The sequence below is a fragment of the Pseudomonas sp. TE3552 genome (assembly GCF_056278945.1).
This window is the reverse complement of the sequence record NZ_JBWBQJ010000001.1, coordinates 526,864-543,165: the sequence shown is the minus strand read 5'-3', so window position 1 is coordinate 543,165 and position 16,302 is coordinate 526,864. Positions and strand designations below refer to the sequence as shown.

General features: G+C 59.0%; 15 protein-coding genes and 1 pseudogene. 5 read left to right on the top strand and 11 right to left on the bottom strand.

From position 1 onward, the window contains the following. Positions 1–70: 70 nt before the first annotated feature. Positions 71–1,759 carry a long-chain-fatty-acid--CoA ligase FadD2 gene (gene fadD2, locus ACZ9BB_RS02335; RefSeq protein WP_476212367.1) on the bottom strand — a complete coding sequence of 563 codons (1,689 nt, stop codon included), beginning with the start codon at positions 1,757–1,759 and terminating at the stop codon, positions 71–73. 257 nt (positions 1,760–2,016) lie between these two features. On the opposite strand from fadD2, the gene ACZ9BB_RS02330 reads away from it, so the two are divergent. Both ACZ9BB_RS02330 and ACZ9BB_RS02325 read left to right on the top strand, forming a co-directional pair. Next, complete coding sequence (locus ACZ9BB_RS02330) at positions 2,017–2,961, top strand: lysophospholipase (RefSeq protein ID WP_476212366.1); 945 nt, start codon at positions 2,017–2,019, stop codon at positions 2,959–2,961. A gap of 42 nt (positions 2,962–3,003) precedes the next feature. Continuing rightward, complete coding sequence (locus ACZ9BB_RS02325; protein ID WP_476212365.1) at positions 3,004–3,474, top strand: MaoC family dehydratase; 471 nt, start codon at positions 3,004–3,006, stop codon at positions 3,472–3,474. Between the two features lie 192 nt (positions 3,475–3,666). On the opposite strand, the gene ACZ9BB_RS02320 is transcribed toward ACZ9BB_RS02325, so the two are convergent. After that, on the bottom strand, positions 3,667–4,134 hold the full coding sequence (locus tag ACZ9BB_RS02320; protein ID WP_476212364.1) for a ferritin-like domain-containing protein: 468 nt from the start codon (positions 4,132–4,134) through the stop codon (positions 3,667–3,669). Positions 4,135–4,337: 203 nt separating this feature from the next. Here ACZ9BB_RS02320 and ACZ9BB_RS02315 point away from each other — a divergent pair, with 203 nt between their 5' ends. Together ACZ9BB_RS02315 and ACZ9BB_RS02310 are read left to right on the top strand one after the other, a co-directional pair. Then, entirely contained in the window at positions 4,338–4,574 is a 237-nt protein-coding gene (locus ACZ9BB_RS02315) for a DUF3820 family protein (RefSeq protein ID WP_007949456.1), read from the top strand. A 24-nt stretch (positions 4,575–4,598) separates the two neighbouring features. Next, positions 4,599–5,780 carry an aminotransferase class V-fold PLP-dependent enzyme gene (locus ACZ9BB_RS02310; protein ID WP_476212363.1) on the top strand — a complete coding sequence of 394 codons (1,182 nt, stop codon included), beginning with the start codon at positions 4,599–4,601 and terminating at the stop codon, positions 5,778–5,780. Between the two features lie 2 nt (positions 5,781–5,782). Here the strand turns inward: ACZ9BB_RS02310 and ACZ9BB_RS02305 are convergent, their stop codons facing one another. From ACZ9BB_RS02305 to zwf, 4 genes are all read right to left on the bottom strand, one after another. After that, a complete protein-coding gene (locus tag ACZ9BB_RS02305) occupies positions 5,783–6,508 on the bottom strand; it encodes an intradiol ring-cleavage dioxygenase (RefSeq protein ID WP_476212362.1) in 726 nt (241 codons plus the stop codon). 203 nt (positions 6,509–6,711) lie between these two features. After that, positions 6,712–7,377, bottom strand: coding sequence for a bifunctional 4-hydroxy-2-oxoglutarate aldolase/2-dehydro-3-deoxy-phosphogluconate aldolase (locus ACZ9BB_RS02300; RefSeq protein WP_476212361.1), 666 nt, complete (start codon positions 7,375–7,377; stop codon positions 6,712–6,714). Between the two features lie 17 nt (positions 7,378–7,394). After that, positions 7,395–8,108, bottom strand: a complete 714-nt coding sequence (pgl, locus tag ACZ9BB_RS02295; protein ID WP_476212360.1) for a 6-phosphogluconolactonase — start codon at positions 8,106–8,108, stop codon at positions 7,395–7,397. Further along, positions 8,095–9,564 carry a glucose-6-phosphate dehydrogenase gene (gene zwf / locus ACZ9BB_RS02290; RefSeq protein ID WP_476212359.1) on the bottom strand — a complete coding sequence of 490 codons (1,470 nt, stop codon included), beginning with the start codon at positions 9,562–9,564 and terminating at the stop codon, positions 8,095–8,097. The genes pgl and zwf overlap by 14 nt, the downstream gene beginning before the upstream one ends. A 226-nt stretch (positions 9,565–9,790) precedes the next feature. Here zwf and ACZ9BB_RS02285 point away from each other — a divergent pair, with 226 nt between their 5' ends. Continuing rightward, positions 9,791–10,651, top strand: a complete 861-nt coding sequence (locus ACZ9BB_RS02285) for a MurR/RpiR family transcriptional regulator (RefSeq protein ID WP_177319492.1) — start codon at positions 9,791–9,793, stop codon at positions 10,649–10,651. A gap of 50 nt (positions 10,652–10,701) precedes the next feature. Here the strand turns inward: ACZ9BB_RS02285 and ACZ9BB_RS02280 are convergent, their stop codons facing one another. From ACZ9BB_RS02280 to ACZ9BB_RS02260, 5 genes and pseudogenes are all read right to left on the bottom strand, one after another. Next, the gene (locus ACZ9BB_RS02280; protein ID WP_476212358.1) at positions 10,702–11,556 is read right to left on the bottom strand and encodes a D-hexose-6-phosphate mutarotase; all 855 of its coding nucleotides are present in this window, start codon (positions 11,554–11,556) and stop codon (positions 10,702–10,704) included. Positions 11,557–11,867: 311 nt separating this feature from the next. Then, positions 11,868–13,215: pseudogene (locus ACZ9BB_RS02275) on the bottom strand (carbohydrate porin). Between the two features lie 129 nt (positions 13,216–13,344). Further along, complete coding sequence (locus tag ACZ9BB_RS02270; protein WP_476212357.1) at positions 13,345–14,505, bottom strand: ABC transporter ATP-binding protein; 1,161 nt, start codon at positions 14,503–14,505, stop codon at positions 13,345–13,347. A 2-nt stretch (positions 14,506–14,507) separates the two neighbouring features. Then, entirely contained in the window at positions 14,508–15,353 is an 846-nt protein-coding gene (locus tag ACZ9BB_RS02265; RefSeq protein WP_019581464.1) for a carbohydrate ABC transporter permease, read from the bottom strand. Beyond that, entirely contained in the window at positions 15,346–16,254 is a 909-nt protein-coding gene (locus ACZ9BB_RS02260; protein ID WP_018926470.1) for a carbohydrate ABC transporter permease, read from the bottom strand. The genes ACZ9BB_RS02265 and ACZ9BB_RS02260 overlap by 8 nt, the downstream gene beginning before the upstream one ends. Positions 16,255–16,302: the final 48 nt, after the last annotated feature.

The window sequence follows — 16,302 nt, the reverse complement described above, 5'->3', positions numbered from 1 at the left end:
TAAATGAACGACGCGAACCTGTGGGAGCGTGGCTTGCCCGCGATCCGCGCGAAGCGCGGCCATTCAACGATCAGGCGATATCCCGCAACTCCCGCCGCAGAATCTTGCCCACCGGCGTCATCGGCAACGATTCACGCAGAACGATGTGCTTGGGGACTTTGTACGCCGTGAAGTTTTCCTTGCAGTAGGCCTTCAACTCTTCAAGGCTGACCCCGGATTCACGGGCCACCACAAACAACTTCACCGCCTCCCCCGAACGCTCGTCCGGCACGCCGATCACCGCGCAACTGGCGACTTTCGGGTGGGCCATCACCACGTCTTCGATCTCGTTCGGGTATACGTTGAAGCCCGATACGATGATCATGTCTTTCTTGCGATCGACGATGCTCACGAATCCGTCCGGGTCGATCACCGCGATGTCGCCCGACTTGAACCAACCGTCGACATCCAGCACCTCGGCAGTGGCTTCGGGTTTCTGCCAGTAGCCCTTCATGATCTGCGGGCCCTTGATGCACAGTTCGCCGCGCTCGCCCAGCGGCTGCTCGACGCCTTCATCGTTGATGACCTTGAGCGTGGTACCCGGCACCGGCAGGCCAACCGTGCCGATACGCGACTTGTCGCCGTAAGGGTTGGTACAGGCCACTGGCGAGGTTTCGGTCAAGCCGTAACCTTCAGTGATGCGGCAACCGGTGAGCTGTTCCCAGCGCTCGGCCGTGACCTTGACCAGCGCGGTGCCGCCGGAGTTGGTGAGTTTGAGGCTGGAGAAATCCAGGGTCTTGAAGTCGGGATGATCCATTAGCGCGACGAACAATGTGTTGAGCCCCAGCAGCGCCGAGAACCGCCAGTTCTTCAGTTCCTTGATGAAGGCGCCAATGTCCCGTGGATTGGTGATCAACACGTTGTGGTTACCGGTCACCATCATGCACATGCAGTTCGCCGTGAATGCATAGATGTGGTACAGCGGCAGCGGCGCAATCATCACTTCCTGCCCTTCGCGCAGCAGCGGCTGACCGTCGGCACCGAATTGCCCCAGACATGCCCGCGCCTGCTGCATGTTCGCCACCAGGTTGCCGTGGCTCAGCATGGCGCCCTTGGCCAGCCCGGTGGTGCCGCCGGTGTATTGCAGCACGGCGATGTCGTCGAGGCCGACGTTCAGCGGTTTAATGCCCAGGCCCCGACCCAGACGCAGCGCGCTCTTGAAGGAAATGGCCTGTGGCAACGAATACGCCGGAACCATTTTCTTGACCTTGTCGACCACGGTATTGATCAGCCAACCCTTCGCGGTGGGCATCAGGTCGCCCATCTTCGCTTCGATCAGGTATTGAATGTCGGTGTCGGGCAGCACTTCCTGGACCTTCTGTCCGAACACGTTCAGGTAGACCAGCGCCCGGGCACCGGAGTCCTTGAACTGATGACGCATCTCCCGCGCGGTGTACAGCGGGTTGGTGTTGACCACGATCAGCCCGGCGCGCAAGGCGCCGAACACGGCAACCGGGTAATGCAGGACGTTGGGCATCTGCACCGCGATGCGATCGCCCGGCGCCAGGTCGGTGTGGGCTTGCAGGTAACCGGCGAATGCTGCGCTGTAGCGTTCCAGTTCGGCGTAGGTCAGGGTCACGCCCATGTTGCTGAACGCCGGGCGGTCGGCAAATTTCTTGCAGGAACGCTCGAACACCTCGATCACCGACTTATAGGCCCCAAGGTCGATATCCAGGGGCACGCCGGCCGGGCGTTTGTCATTCCAGAAATCAGGTTGCATTGTTGTTGTCCTCTTTACCTGAATCTATCCGGGGCCGTTTTTCTGTCCTTTCTCAAAAGCAGAAAGTGAAAAACGGTGCTTCCCGGACACTAGCAGCTATGGTGAATCAGGCAAATATGCGCACGGTCGTCATTGATCGCGTGAATCTTGCTGCCCCGGCACGGCCTGATCAGACGGCAAGCGAGGTATGCGCTATACAATGCATCGAGGCTGCTTCCACCCTTCAGCCCCCTGCAGCCCAACGCAAAGGAATCGCCATGATCCACGACACTTTCTGGCTGACCGCGAGTGACCGCAGCCGCCTCTTCGTCAACCAGTGGCTGCCGGCTGCGCCGCTCAAGGCCGTGATTCTGCTGGCCCACGGCATGGCGGAACACAGCGGTCGCTACGCCCGCCTGGCGCAAGCGTTCTGTGATCATGACTACGGCGTTTATGCGCCGGACCTGCGTGGACATGGCAAAACCGCCGAAAACAGCACACTGGGCCATTTCGCCGACAATGACGGCTGGTGCAAAGTGGTCGGCGACCTGGCCAGCCTCAACCAACACATCGGCCAACAGCATCCGGGCGTGCCAATCGTGCTGTTGGGCCACAGCATGGGCAGCTACATCGCCCAGGCTTACTTGCTGCACCATAGCGCCAGCCTGCACGGAGCCATTCTCAGCGGCTCGAACTTCCAGCCCGTGGCGCTCTATCGCGCAGCGCGGCAGATTGCTCGCCTCGAACGCTTGCGCCAGGGCCCCAAGGGCCGCAGTGCGTTGATCGAGTGGTTGTCGTTCGGCTCGTTCAACAAGAAATTCAAACCGGCGCGCACGCCGTTCGACTGGCTGAGCCGCGACCCCGCCGAGGTCGACAAGTACACCAACGACCCGCTCTGCGGCTTTCGCTGCACCAATCAGCTGTGGATCGATTTGCTCGGCGGCTTGCAGCAAATCAGCAAAGCGTCCAATCTCGCCCAGATCGATCCGGGCCTGCCGCTGCTGGTGATCGGCGGCGAATGTGATCCGGTGAGCGACGGCAAACGTCTGAAGAATCTGGCCCACGCCCTGCGCGACGCTGGCTGCCAGAGCCTGCAGCTGACTGTTTACCCGCAGGCCCGGCATGAACTGTTCAATGAGAGCAATCGCGATGAAGTGATTGCCGACGTGCTGAACTGGATCGCCCAGGCCTTGAGCAACCATCGGCCACCCAGAGCCGAATAGTTTTTTGTGGATTTAATTAATTCGTCACAGGAATCGAGACAGATGACCCAGGTTACCAACATCCCTTACGAAGCCCTCGAAGTCGGCCAGACCGCCAGCTACAGCAAAACCGTCGAAGAGCGCGACATTCAGTTGTTCGCCGCGATGTCCGGCGACCACAACCCAGTGCACCTGGACGCCGAATTCGCCGCCGCCAGCATGTTCAAGGAGCGTATCGCCCATGGCATGTTCAGCGGCGCGTTGATCAGCGCAGCGGTGGCTTGCGAATTGCCTGGGCCTGGGACTATTTATATCGGTCAGACGATGAGCTTTCAGAAGCCGGTGAAAATTGGCGACACGCTGACTGTGCGCCTGGAGATTCTTGAGAAACTGCCGAAGTTTCGTGTGCGTATCGCCACGCGAGTGTTCAACCAGCGTGATGAGTTGGTCGTGGATGGCGAGGCGGAGATTCTGGCGCCGCGTAAACAGCAGACCGTGACATTGCCGACATTGCCGGCGATCAGCATCGGCTGATTCATCGCTCATCTGTGGCCAGTGGCGGGCCTGTGGGGAGATTTACTGTGGCGAGGGAGCTTGCTCCCTCGCCACAATGACCACAGCGCTGCAGTTCTTGTTGCCTACCTTCCTGCGTCTGCCCACTCGCCGTCATCCCCCACAAAAAAAACGCCAGACTGACTGGCGTTTTTTTTAACAGGCAACGAACCCTTACGAGCGTGCGCGAGCCTGGTTACGCAGGGCTTTCACCTGATCGTGGTTGCGTTGCACGCCGTGGTACTGGCGTTCAACGATGTCACGAATGCCCACCAGGTTGTACTTGTTGATTTTTTCCAATGCGTCCTTGTAAGCCTTCTTCGCATGGTCTTCACCGCGTTCGGCTTCGTTCAGCACCGCCTCTTCATCCTTGCCGGTGAACATCGACTTCACATCGACCCAACGACGGTGCAGATCGCCACTGACACTGGTGGAGGTTTCCGGATCACCGCCCAGGGAACGTACAGTGGCCTGCAGTTCGGCAGCGGCAGAGGCGCAGTCGGCGGAGCGCTGCATGAACAGGTTTTTGAGTTCTGGATTCTTGATGTCTTCAGCGCAAGTCTTGAACCCTTCCTGACCGTCTTTACTGGTTTCAATCAGGTCGTTGAGTACAGAGATCGCTTCTTTATTAATGTCGGTCATTTTTCAATTCCTTGCGGTTGATGAAAGATGCAATGAGTAATTGCATCCTGCATGCCAGCCTCGAACTGATAATTTTTTACTTATATTTCAATAACTTAACCTTAAACCTGAAATCTGTATCCGCTTTTTTTGCATGATCTGTCATTTGGCCTGCATGCAGAATGCCTGTATTTTCCTGACTGTTTGAATCAAGACGACTGACGATGAATCCCGAAAAGCTCGAACTACTGATTACCCGCGAAATGCCCTTTGGCAAATACAAGGGTCGCATCATCGCCGACCTGCCCGGCCAGTACCTGAACTGGTTCGCTCGCGAAGGTTTCCCTCACGGTGAACTGGGCGGTTTGCTGGCTTTGATGCAGGAAATCGACCACAACGGTTTGTCGGAATTGCTCGAACCGCTGCGCGCTAAACACGGCAAACCCGCCCCTCGCCACTGACCCGCCCTCCAGACCGAGTAGCTCATGCCCGATAACACCCGCCGTACCCGCGATGAAGCCTTTTGGCGGACCTTTGCCGACCGCTACGCTGTCGAACCCGGCCCCCTGAATCTGGAGAACGGTTACTTCGGGCGCATGTCGCGCACAGTGGTCGAGGAATATCAGCGCAACATCGAACTCATCAACTGCGGCAATTCGGTGTATGTGCGCCAGCGCTTCGAACAGGGCGAAAGCGTCGAGATTCGTGCGCAACTGGCCGAGTTGATCGGTGCACCGGCCGAAGCCGTCGCCCTCACCCGTAACGCCTCCGATGGCCTGCAATCGCTGATCCGCAACTACAACCGCCTGGAACCGGGCGATCAGGTGTTGCTGTGCGATCTGGAATACGACACGGTCAAGGGCGCGATGCGTTGGCTGGCCCGCTATCGAGGCGTGGAAGTGATCGAGATCGAACACCGCCACCCCGCCAGTTTCGACAGTTTACTGGCCACTTACCGCGAAGCTTTCCTGCGTTATCCGCGACTGAAGCTGATGGCCCTGACCCACGTCACCCATCGCACCGGGCTGGTGATGCCGGTGCAGGCGATTGCCGCTGCCGCCAGAGAACACGGGATCGATGTGATCCTCGACGGCGCCCATGCCCTCGGTCAGATCGAGTTCGATCTCGAGAAACTGGGCATCGCTTTTGCTGGCTACAACTTGCACAAATGGATCGGTGCACCGCTGACTCTGGGCTTCATTTACATCGCCCCCCAGCGCCTGACCGATATCGACCCGGACATGGGCGAGATGCATTTCCCGGACACCGACATTCGCGCGCGCACGCCATATAGCACCCCGAATATTCCGGCCCTGCTGACATTGCCGCTGGTACTCGAAGAACATCGCACGATGGGTGGTTCCGTCGCCAAGGGCGCACGGCTCAACTACCTGCGTAATCGGTGGGTCGATGCCGTTCGCGAGCTGCCGGGGATCGAAATCATGACCCCGGATGACCCGCGCCTGTATTGCGGCATTACCTCGATGCGCTTTACCCGGCATGCCGACCAACAGACGCTGGTCGAGCGCCTGCTCAACGACTACAACCTGTTTACCGTGGCGCGCAGCGGTGCGGCGTGTGGCCCGTGCATCCGCATTACGCCGGGGCTCACCACCACTGCAGCCGACATGGATCGGCTGGCACGGGCGCTGACTGAATTGCGCTGAGGTCACACGGTGTATTTGTCGAAGTCCTCGGGCTTGATCTGCGATGACACTGCAAACGTGTCGACGCCGATGGTCATGTGCCCGAAAAAGCCGTCGTCGTTCGAGTCTCGACCGATGGCATGGACATTCAAGGTCGAGGCTTCGCCGCCTCGGTGTTTGTAGTGAAAATCTTCATCGTTTGTCAGCGCTGATACCGTGCGCCCGCCGTATTCTCTGGCATCAAGCACCGATCTCGATACAACGTCCGGGAAGTAGAGTTGGCCAACCCAGGCGACATGGCGTTCTTCGAGATAGTTGTTGCCGGCTGTGATGCGTACCGCGACATGAATGTGCAGCGCTCGGCCGGCATAAAACCCCGGATAGATCGTGGTAAACCGGACGATGCCCTTTTTGTCCGTGAATTGCCCACCACGCAGGTAGGTATCATCATCGGTACGCGGGATCGACCCGATATCGCCGACGCTGACTTTTTTGTCTGGATTGATCTTGCTCCACCCCGAATACGCCCCGCGCGCGTTGCAATGCCAGATATCGACCACCGCCCCGGTGACCGGTTGACCGGTCATCGCATCGACGATGGTCAGCCGCAGCACCAAGGGGATGCCATCCATGCCTTCGCTGATGTTGCGTCTGATCAGTTTCGGGTTTCGAAAATACGGGCCGGCGATCTGTTCAGGTGACAGCTGATAAACCGGAGTTGGGGATGTAACTGAAGTGTTGTCGTCCATGACGTTCTCTCTTCCATAAGATGAACGCAGATTAACGCCGGACGAGCATCGGGATGCGGTAACTATGTATCGCATGATGTCCTGCTACAAAGAGCGTTTCGACAGTCACAGGGTTTTATTTCAGGCAAAAAAAAACGGTGCACCGACCAAGCGCACCGTAAAGCCGTAGAACACACAACGAAGTGTTTGGTAAATCCGGTTAATCAGTCCAGCAGAGCCAATGCCTCGGCGGTGCACTCCTGGATGCGGGCCCAGTCGCCGTTCTTGATCCACTCGGGGTCAAGCATCCAGCTACCGCCCACGCACATCACGTTTTTCAACGCCATGTAGCTCTTGATATTGGCCGGGCTGACGCCACCGGTCGGGCAGAATTTAACTTCGCCGAACGGACCGCCCAGGGCCTTGATGGCCGCAACGCCGCCGCTGACTTCCGCCGGGAACAGCTTGAAGCGGCGATAACCCAGGCTATAGCCTTCCATGATGCCGGAAGCATTGCTGATGCCCGGCAACAGCGGGATCGGGCTGTTGACACTGGCTTCGAGCAGATCACGGGTGATGCCCGGCGTAACGATGAATTGCGAACCCGCTGCTTCGGCAGCAGCCAGCATGTTGCGATCAAGCACCGTACCGGCGCCGGTCACCAGTTCCGGACGCTGTGCGCGCAGGATCTGGATCGCCTTGAGGCCGAATTGCGAACGCAGGGTCACTTCCAGCGCCGTCAGGCCTCCGGCCGCCAGGGCGTCGGCCAATGGCAGCACGTCCTGTTCACGCGCGATGGTGATCACCGGCAAGATCCGCGCCTTGGCGCAGAGGCTGTCGATCAGGGCAACTTTGTCCGCCATGGAAACGGTCGGGGATGTGTTTGTCATAGCGGCTGATCCTTGGTTCATGGGCACCAGTAAATCTCTAACGTAGGTTGCAGAAACGCCCGAATCGGCATGGCGGCGACATCGTCACCGGCCAATGCGGCACTCAGGGTGGTCAGCTTGGACTGACCGGAAATCGATAGAACGGTGTGTTTGGCCGAAGCCAGCAGCGCGCGACTCATGGTCAGGCGCTGGCGCGGCACGGTCGGCGCCAGCATTGGCCAGCAGCGGCGGGTGCCATCGACGTTCAAGGCGTCGGCCAGGTTCGGGCTGTTGGGGAACAGTGACGCGGTGTGGCCGTCATCACCCATGCCCAGCACCAGCACGTCGATCGATGGCAATTCGGCGAGCAAGCGATCAGCCTGCTCGGCGGCCTGTTCCAGGTTGGCGGTGGCGCTGTAGAGGCTCAGAAACTGAGCCTTGGCCGCCGGGCCTTGTAACAGGTAACGCTTGAGCAGGCCGGCATTGCTGTCGGCATGCTCCACCGGCACCCAGCGCTCGTCAGCCAGGCTGACCACCACTTTCGACCAGTCCAGCTTCTGCTTGGCCAGGTGCTGGAAAAACGCCACCGGGCTGCGCCCACCAGACACCACCAGCGTCGCGGCGCCCTGTGCGGCAATCGCGTCACTCAGTTGCTTGGCTACCGTCAATGCCAGGCCTTCGGCCAGCAGCACTGGGCTCTTGAACTCATGAGCGCTGACGCCCTGAGGCAGTTTCAATTCAGATATCGCCATACCACGACCTCCCATCCCGCGTGATCAGTGCAATCGAGCTCATCGGCCCCCAGGACCCGGCCGCGTACGGCTTGGGCGCATCACCGGACTTTTTCCACCCGGCGATCAACTGGTCACACCATTTCCACGCGGCTTCGATTTCATCTTTACGGACAAACAGGTTCTGATTGCCACGCATCACTTCCAGCAACAACCGCTCGTAGGCGTCGGGAATCCGCGCGCTGCGCCAGGTGTCGGAAAAGTTCAGCTGCAACGGACCGCTGCGCAGCTGCATGCCCTTGTCCAGGCCTTGTTCTTTGGTCATCACACGCAAGGAAATGCCTTCGTCCGGTTGCAGGCGGATGATCAGTTTGTTGCTGATCTGCAAGCGCTGCTCGGGGGCGAAGATGTAGTGCGACGGTTCCTTGAAGTGGATGACGATCTGCGACAGCTTCTGCGGCATGCGCTTGCCGGTGCGCAGGTAAAACGGCACGCCGGCCCAGCGCCAGTTGCGAATGTCGGCACGCAGGGCGACGAAGGTTTCGGTGTCGCTCTGGGTGTTGGAATTCGGTTCCTCCAGATACCCGGGCACCGATTTGCCTTCGCTGTGACCGGCAATGTATTGGCCGCGCACCACCTGAGTGGTCAAGCCTTCCGGGCTGATCGGCGCCAGCGCCTTGAGGACTTTGACTTTCTCGTCACGGATGCTGTCGGCCGACAGGTCGGCCGGCGGGTCCATGGCGATCAGGCAGAGCAATTGCAGCAGGTGATTCTGGATCATGTCCCGCAGCTGGCCGGCCTTGTCGAAGTAACCCCAACGGCCTTCGATCCCGACCTGCTCGGCCACGGTGATTTCCACGTGGGAGATATAATTCTGGTTCCACTGGGTTTCGAACAGACTGTTGGCAAAACGCAGGGCGATCAGGTTTTGTACGGTCTCTTTGCCCAGGTAATGGTCGATGCGGTAGGTGCGGTTCTCGGGGAAGAACTGCGCCACGGCATCGTTGACCTTGCGCGAGGATTCCAGGTCCGAACCGATGGGCTTTTCCAGCACCACACGGGTGTTTTCGGTCAGGCCGACCTTCGACAGGTTCTCGCAAATGGCGCCGTAAACCGCCGCTGGCGTGGCGAAGTAGGCAATCACCCGCTGGGCGCTGCCGGCCCGTTCGGCCAGGGCGACATAGTCGTCAACCTTGAGGAAATCGACGTGCAGGTAGCTCAAGCGGGCCAGAAAGCGCTCGAGCACGGCTTCATCCAGCTCTTTTGCACCGACGTAGCGGCGCAGTTCAGCGGCGATGAACGTCAGATGCTGTTGCTCGCTGCCGGGTTCACGGGCCAGCGCGATAATGCGCGTATCCTCGTGAAGCAGGCCGGCGCCATCGAGTTGATAGAGGGCAGGAAACAGCTTGCGCAAGGCTAGATCGCCGAGAGCGCCGAACAAGGCAAAGGTGCACGGTTCAACCGTAATCGAAGGCATGATGTTTGTTCTTTTATCAAGTTAAGCTACAAATACCTTTTTTCAAGGCATCACTCAAGGGAAAATGTAGTAATAACCACAACATTTTCGCAAAATGTACATTCCGAGTGGTGGTCGGTCGGAGCCATCAGTAGGATAGGCCACCGTCATGGGCCGTATCAAAGGCCCAATTTGCATAGCCGAGCGCTTGTTTGCGCAGGTGAATCTAGGAACTCATATGGACCGCGTGCGAAATTTACTGGAACAGATCCAGAATCGCCTTGAAGACCTGAACAAGGCTGAACGCAAAGTCGCCGAAGTGATTCTGCTCAACCCGGAGCAGGCCACCCGGTTCAGCATTGCCGCCCTCGCCCAGGCCTCGAAGGTCAGCGAGCCGACGGTCAACCGTTTCTGCCGCTCGTTCGGCGTCAGCGGCTACCCGGAACTGAAACTGCAGCTGGCCCAGAGCCTGGCCAGTGGCGCGGCGTATGTCAGCCGGGCGGTTGAAGCCGATGACAATCCGGAAGCGTATACAAAAAAGATTTTCGGCAGCGCCATCGCCTCTTTGGACAGTGCGTTGCAGGCGCTTGACCCGAGCCTGATCAGCCGCGCCGTTGACTTGTTGATCCAGGCCCGGCAGATCCACTTCTTCGGCCTCGGCGCCTCGGCCCCGGTGGCGCTGGATGCCCAGCACAAGTTCTTCCGCTTCAACCTGGCGGTGACCGCCCATGCCGACGTGCTGATGCAACGCATGATTGCCTCGGTGGCCCACACCGGTGAGTTGTTCGTGATCATTTCCTACACCGGCCGCACCCGCGAACTGGTGGAAGTGGCGCGCATTGCCCGGGAAAACGGCGCTTCGGTGCTGGGCCTGACGGCCGAGGGTTCGCCGCTGGCCAAGGCCAGTACCTTGAGTCTGAACATCCCGTTGCCGGAAGACACCGACATCTACATGCCGATGACGTCGCGGATCATTCAGCTGACCGTGCTCGATGTGCTCGCCACCGGCATGACCCTGCGCCGGGGCGTGGATTTCCAGCCGCATTTGCGCAAGATCAAGGAAAGCCTGAATGCCAGTCGGTATCCGATTGGGGATGAGTTTAATTAGCCCATTGTGGCGAGGGGGCAAGCCCCCTCGCCACAATGATTACGCAACGCCTACGCCCCAACCCGCGCCTGCAAACTCAAATGCGCTTGCTCCCCCGGTGCCAGGCACAGGCTGTCGGTCCCGCCACTGGCCGCTTCCACACAGACAAACTCTGAAATCTCGTTCCAGCTCACGCCCAACAACGGCCGCGAGCCCGGATGCCAGACGACCGTGTCCGCATGATCACCGGTGTCGATGCACAATTGCCGTTGCCAGGCGTGGTCCTTGAGCTGCAATTCACCGTCGTGCTGGAACACTCGCTGACAACCACCGTCGACCCGCAACTCGCCTTCCTGCTGGCAAACCTGGCGGTTCAACTGGTCGTAACCTTGTGCGCCGTCGAGCCCAGACAGCGCTACCTCACCCACGTCGCCAATACGCCAATAGGCGTGCAACGCCTGGCTCAACTGGCATGGCATGTCGTCCTGATGCTCGGTGCTCAGGTGCAAATCCATGCGTTCGCCCAGGTGCGCGTGCAAGTCCACTTGCCAATCGCACAGCTGTAACTGCCAGTGCAGGTGTACGCCATCGTCGTCACTACAGCTGTCGAGCAGTTTCCAGTCGAGCAGGCGCGCCCAGCCATGGGATGGCCAGGCGTTTTCGCTCGGATGACGGCCATACCACGGCCAACACACCGGCACGCCGCCGCGAATCGCCCCGACATGCGGCCACTTCGCCGCGCACCACAACCAGGGTTTCTGGCCCTTTGGCTGGAAGTGCAGCAGCTGTGCGCCCTGCCGACTGAACACCGCCTGACACAGCGGATGGTCGATCACCAGCACATCGCGCATCTGATAGCGCTCCCACGCAAACACCGGACGTTCGCGCAAGGATTTGAAAAAGCGTTGTAGCGGATGCTCAAGCATGTGCCACGGTCCTGAAAATCATTGGTGTACTCACAACCCCTGAAAACAACAGCGTTTTTGTAGACAGCGAATTCTCTGTGGCGAGGGAGCTTGCTCCCGCTGGGCTGCGAAGCTGCCCTAAAACCATTCACTGCGGTGCTTCAGGCAAACCGCATTCGCCACGTTTACGACTGCTACGCAGCCGAGCGGGAGCAAGCTCCCTCGCCACAATGCAATCGTCAGACGCCTGGCTGATCAGCCCCCAAAAAAAAGCGGACAGCCATGGCCGTCCGCAAATATGCGCACATAGAGAGGAGCTTATCGCAACAGCGTTAGAACACCGACTGAATTTTCAGGCCGGCGACCAGCGCGTTATCAACTTCATCCACACCACCTGGGTGAGTGATGTATTGCAGGTTAGGACGTACCGTCAGCCAGTTGGTAACGTGGAAACCGTAGTTGATCTCGTAGTTGTACTCGGTGCTGCGCAGTGGCGAGAACAGTGGATCGTTGTAGTCGGTGACATCATTGGCGGCGTTGACCAACTCGGCGTTTTTCTTCACGTCATCGTTGACATGGATACGGGAGAAACCGATCCCGACGTCGTCTTTTGGACGAGCATCGAATGGGCCCTTGTACACAAACATCAGCGACTGGTAGTTGTCGACGAAGTTGGTGTCCTTGTCGTGGAAGGTCGCGTTGGCCGCGATGTTCAGACCGCGTGAAGCATCACCGTTGTGGCTGGTGAGTTGTTGCTGCGCGACGAACCAGTAACCGTGCTTGCTGTCGTGGCTGCGATAGGCATTGCCGCTGGTTGCCGCATCATTGCCGTTGTCGTCTTTACGAACGTCATCGGCGTCGGCAGTGCTCTTGTAGTAACCGACACGGTATTCGCCCGGCAGGTTGTTGACCTTCGGCGACCAGACCAGTTCGACCGGCAAGACGGTGCCCTTGGTACCACTGCCGCTGAGCTTGAAGCCGTTACCGTGCTCAAGTTGCGATGGGTTCTGGTTGTACGCGCCGATCTGCGCATAGAACTCAGGCGTGATGTTGTACTTCACGCGAACCGCCGCCTGCATGACCGGCCAGTTGTACCAGATACCGGTCGCCCAGTTACCCGCGCTGGGAACCGCAGAATGCCAGGTTCTGGAACTCGCAAGGGAAGGTGTTGAAGTCTTCGCCTTCGCCGAAGTAACCGGCCTTGACGTCCAGTTTACCGTCGAGGAACTGGTGCTTGATCCATAGTTGGGTCAGACGGACCATATGGCCACGGCCGTAGACTTCCTGTGAGGAACTCAAGGTGCCGGCACGCGGGTCGCCGACACGGTCATTGGAGATGTTCTGACCGTTACGGTTGGTGAGCTGGATCTTGGCCTGAGTGTTATCCCAGCCCCACAGCTTTTGCAGATCCAGCGCCACGCCCAGGCCAAACTGGTCGGCGTAACGCGCCGTCTTGTCGTCGTTGTAGCCGCCGTGCAGGTTGGCGCCCACTTCACCGACGTAGTCGGCCTTGATGTCGATACCTTGCTCGATCAGCTTGGTCCGCTCGCCACCCCAGTCCCCCGTCATCCACTGGGAGTCGGCACTGAACGCGTCAGCCGCGTGCGCGCTACCGGCCAGCATCATCGCCGCAACCGCTGACAATTGGCAGATAAGCTGAGCGTTGTTCTTCTTCTTCATCCCTACATCCTCGTTTTATTGTTATTAACTGTTTTTATCTAACGCGGTTTACATCGATTGCGACGGATGTCTCCATCCGCCACTAATCCCCCCTGTGGGAGCGGGCTCGCTCGCTCCCACATTTGATCTTCAGCGGCCTTTGAACTGGGCCACATTGGCGCTGTGAGCTTCAGCTTTCGGCATGCCGGCAACCCCCAGGCGTTCACCGGTCTTGGCATCGAACAGCAGTACTTTCGACGGATCGAACTGCAGGGTCAGGGTTTCACCCACGGCCGGCGCGACGTCCGGTGCCAGGCGGCAGCAGACTTTGGTGTCGTTGAGGTTGACGAACACCAGGGTGTCGGGACCGGTCGGTTCGGTAACCTGCACTTCAGCGCGAATGGTCGGCAGGCCGTTGGCTTCGCCGTTCGCCAACACGATTTGCTCCGGGCGCATGCCGAGGATCACTTCGCGGTCTTCGAGCCCGGCGTCCTGCATGCCCAACGGCAATTCGCAGCGCGCCTGACCACTGTCGAGCAGCGCCAACAGACGGCCGTCCTTGCGTTGCAAACGCAGCGGAATAAAGTTCATCGGAGGCGAACCGATGAAACTCGCGACGAACAGGTTGGCCGGGTTGTTGTAGATGTCTTTCGGCGTACCAAACTGCTGAATGATCCCGTCCTTCATCACCGCCACTTTGTCGCCCAGGGTCATGGCTTCGATCTGGTCGTGGGTCACGTAGACCGTGGTGGTTTTCAGGCGCTGGTGCATCAGTTTCATTTCGGTGCGCATCTCGACCCGCAGCTTGGCGTCGAGGTTGGACAGCGGTTCGTCGAACAAGTAGATCTTCGGCCGCCGCGCCAACGCCCGGCCCATGGCCACGCGCTGTTGCTGGCCACCGGAGAGTTGACCCGGCTTGCGGTTGAGCAGGTGTTCGATTTGCAGCAGCTTGGCCACGCGAGCGACTTCCGCGTCAATATCGGCGGCGGGCATTTTGCGGATCTTCAAACCGAACGCGATGTTGTCGCGCACGCTCATGGTCGGGTACAGCGCGTAGGACTGGAACACCATGGCGATGTCGCGGTCTTTGGGGCTCATGCCGCTGACGTCCTGGTCACCGATCATGATCGCGCCGCCGGTGATGGTCTCAAGGCCGGCGATGCAATTCATCAGGGTCGATTTGCCGCAACCCGAAGGTCCCACAAGAATCAGGAATTCACCGTCCTTGATCGACAGCTCGATGTTCTTGAGGGTGTCCGGCAGACCGGGGCCATAGGTTTTGTTTACATTGCGAAGTTCGAGCGTAGCCATGATTACCCCTTGACTGCGCCGGCCGTCAGCCCGCGCACGAAATACTTACCTGCGACCACATAAACCAGCAGGGTCGGCAGCCCGGCGATCATTGCCGCCGCCATATCAACGTTGTATTCCTTGGCCCCGGTACTGGTGTTGACCAAGTTATTCAACGCCACCGTAATGGGTTGCGAGTCACCGCTTGAGAACACCACGCCGAACAGGAAGTCGTTCCAGATCTGAGTGAACTGCCAGATCAGGCAGACCATGATGATCGGGGTGGACATCGGCAAGATGATCAAGCGGAAGATGGTGAAGAACCCCGCGCCATCGAGCCGCGCCGCCTTCACCAGCGCATCGGGAACGCTGACGTAGTAGTTACGGAAAAACAGCGTGGTGAACGCCAGGCCGTAGACCACGTGCACGAATACCAGGCCTGTCGTTGTGCTGGCCAGGCCCATCTTGCCGAGGGTGAACGAGGCCGGCAGCAGGACTGTCTGGAATGGCAGGAAGCAACCGAACAGCAGCAGGCCGAAGAACAACTGCGACCCGCGAAAGCGCCACATCGACAGCACATAGCCGTTCAACGCACCGATGGCCGTGGAGATCATTACCGCCGGAACGGTGATCTTGATCGAGTTCCAGAAGTACCCGTCAACCGTGCCCCAGGCCTTGATCCAGCCAATACCGCTGACCACGGTCGGCCAGCTCAGCAGGTTGCCGGAGTTGATGTCTTCCGGCGTCTTGAAACTGGTCAACAGCATGACCACCAGCGGTATCAGGTACAGCAATACCGCAAGGAGCAGCACGCCATAGATCGCGATGCGACTCAGGCTGATGGCAGGTTTGGCAGCGAAACTAGTCATGACGTTTGGCCCTCAGCTCGGAGTACAGGTAAGGCACGATGATCGCGAGAATCGCACCGAGCATCAGAATCGCACTGGCCGAGCCCATGCCCATCTGGCCGCGACTGAAGGTGAAGGAATACATGAACATCGCAGGCAGATCGGAGGAGTAACCCGGGCCACCGGCAGTCATTGCCGCCACCAGGTCGAAACTCTTGATAGCGATGTGGGCCAGGATCATCACTGCGCTGAAGAACACCGGGCGCAGGCTGGGCAACACCACTTTCAGGTAAATGCGCGGCATACTCGCGCCATCGATCTGGGCGGCACGGATGATCGATTGATCAACGCCTCGCAGACCGGCGAGGAACATCGCCATGATAAAGCCCGAGGCTTGCCATACCGCCGCGATCACCAGGCAATACACAACGCGATCCGGATCGATCAACCAGTCCAGGCGAAAGCCTTCCCAGCCCCAGTCACGCAGCAATTTGTCCAGGCCCATGCCCGGGTTGAGCAGCCACTTCCAGGCGGTACCGGTGACGATCATCGAAAGCGCCATCGGGTACAGGTAGATGGTGCGAATGAAACCTTCGCGACGAATGCGCTGGTCAAGAAACACCGCCAGCAACACACCGATCACCAGGGTGATACCAATGAACATGCCGCCGAAAAGCGCCAGGTTCTTGCTCGCTACCCACCAGCGATCGTTGTCGAACAGCCGCTGGTACTGCGCCAGACCCGCCCATTTGTAAGTCGGCAGGAAGGTCGAAGTGGTGAACGACAGGACGAAGGTCCACAGGATATAGCCATAGAACCCCACCAGAACAATGAACATGCTCGGCGCCAGCACCAGCTTGGGGAGCCAGCGCTGCAGTGCATCGAACGGCGAGGCCTTGCTGAACACAGCAACAGAACTCATGGGAAGATCCAGTACGAAGAGAAAGGATTACAAGCGCTTTCCCTTGTA